This window comes from Ruegeria sp. AP12, from assembly GCF_056540025.1.
The window spans coordinates 1-976 of sequence record NZ_JBQFVZ010000117.1 but is presented as its reverse complement, the minus strand read 5'-3'; the positions used below and the strand labels follow the sequence as shown (position 1 = coordinate 976).

Here is a 976-nt window from a genome sequence, read left to right as displayed (position 1 = left end):
GCGGAAGGCCCCGAAGAGGTTCGGATTTCCGACAAAACCGCGGGCCGCAAAGTGGTGATCTTTGCAGTGCCCGGCGCGTTTACGCCAACCTGTCACTCAGCCCATGTGCCCAGCTTCATGCGCACCAAGGATCAGTTCGAAGCTAAGGGCGTGGATGAGATCATCTGCATTTCCGTCAACGACCCCTTCGTGATGAAAGCCTGGGGCGAAGCGACCGGCGCAACCGAGGCCGGCCTGACCCTGCTGGGCGACGCCGCGTCCGAGTTCACAAAGGCCATCGGCATGGATTTCGACGCCCCACCAGCCGGGCTGCTGGCGCGTTCGCAGCGTTATGCGATGCTGGTCGAAGACGGCAAGGTCACTGCGCTGAACCTGGAAGAAAGCCCCGGCGCTTGCGAGATTTCAGCCGGTGAAGGCTTGCTCGAAGTAATCTGACCTTGTTTGGCCCCGGCTAAACCGGGGCCGTCCTAACCCTATTTAACTTGATACAACGCCCCAGTGTGCGATTATCAAAGGCACATAGCTGGGGAGTATGTTTATGTATCTCAAAGCCATTTCACTCATTCTGGGCGGCGCAGGCCTTCTTGCAGCTTGCGGTCCGGCCCCAACACCACAGCAACAAGCGGCACGGCAACATGAAATCGCCTGCCTGAGCGGCACCTTGGGTGGCGCGCTGATCGGAGGCGCAATCGGCAATCAGTTCGGAGGCGGTTCAGGCAAGTCCATTCTGACGGGCGCAGGTGCCGCTACCGGCAGCATCAGTGGCGCAAGATTCGCATGTTGAGGGGGACAGTGATGAAACGAATAATCTGTATCGCCGCGCTTGTGATGGCCAGTGCCGCAGCTGCGGACGACGTGGCAGAGTTGAATGAAAAAGAGCTGACAGCCATCGACTCGAACAATGATGGCTTCCTGTCCAAGGACGAGTTCAATGCCTTTTCAGACTACGCCTTTCAGGCGATGGACGAAGACAAGA

2 protein-coding genes and 1 pseudogene are annotated in these 976 nt (G+C 58.4%); all 3 read left to right on the top strand.

The annotated features are described in order from the left end of the window. On the top strand, window positions 1-435 hold a 435-nt coding region (locus tag ACR0E6_RS21630; RefSeq protein WP_480587185.1), incomplete at its 5' end, for a redoxin family protein. A 103-nt stretch (window positions 436-538) separates the two neighbouring features. Next, window positions 539-784, top strand: a complete 246-nt coding sequence (locus tag ACR0E6_RS21625; protein WP_170379414.1) for a hypothetical protein — start codon at window positions 539-541, stop codon at window positions 782-784. An 11-nt stretch (window positions 785-795) separates the two neighbouring features. Then, window positions 796-976: pseudogene (locus ACR0E6_RS21620) on the top strand (hypothetical protein); the annotation flags it as partial.

What these genes read in the sequence shown, in the direction of transcription:
- ACR0E6_RS21625 (WP_170379414.1), top strand. Translation starts at nt 539, where the DNA reads ATGTATCTCAAAGCCATTTCACTCATTCTGGGCGGCGCAGGCCTTCTT.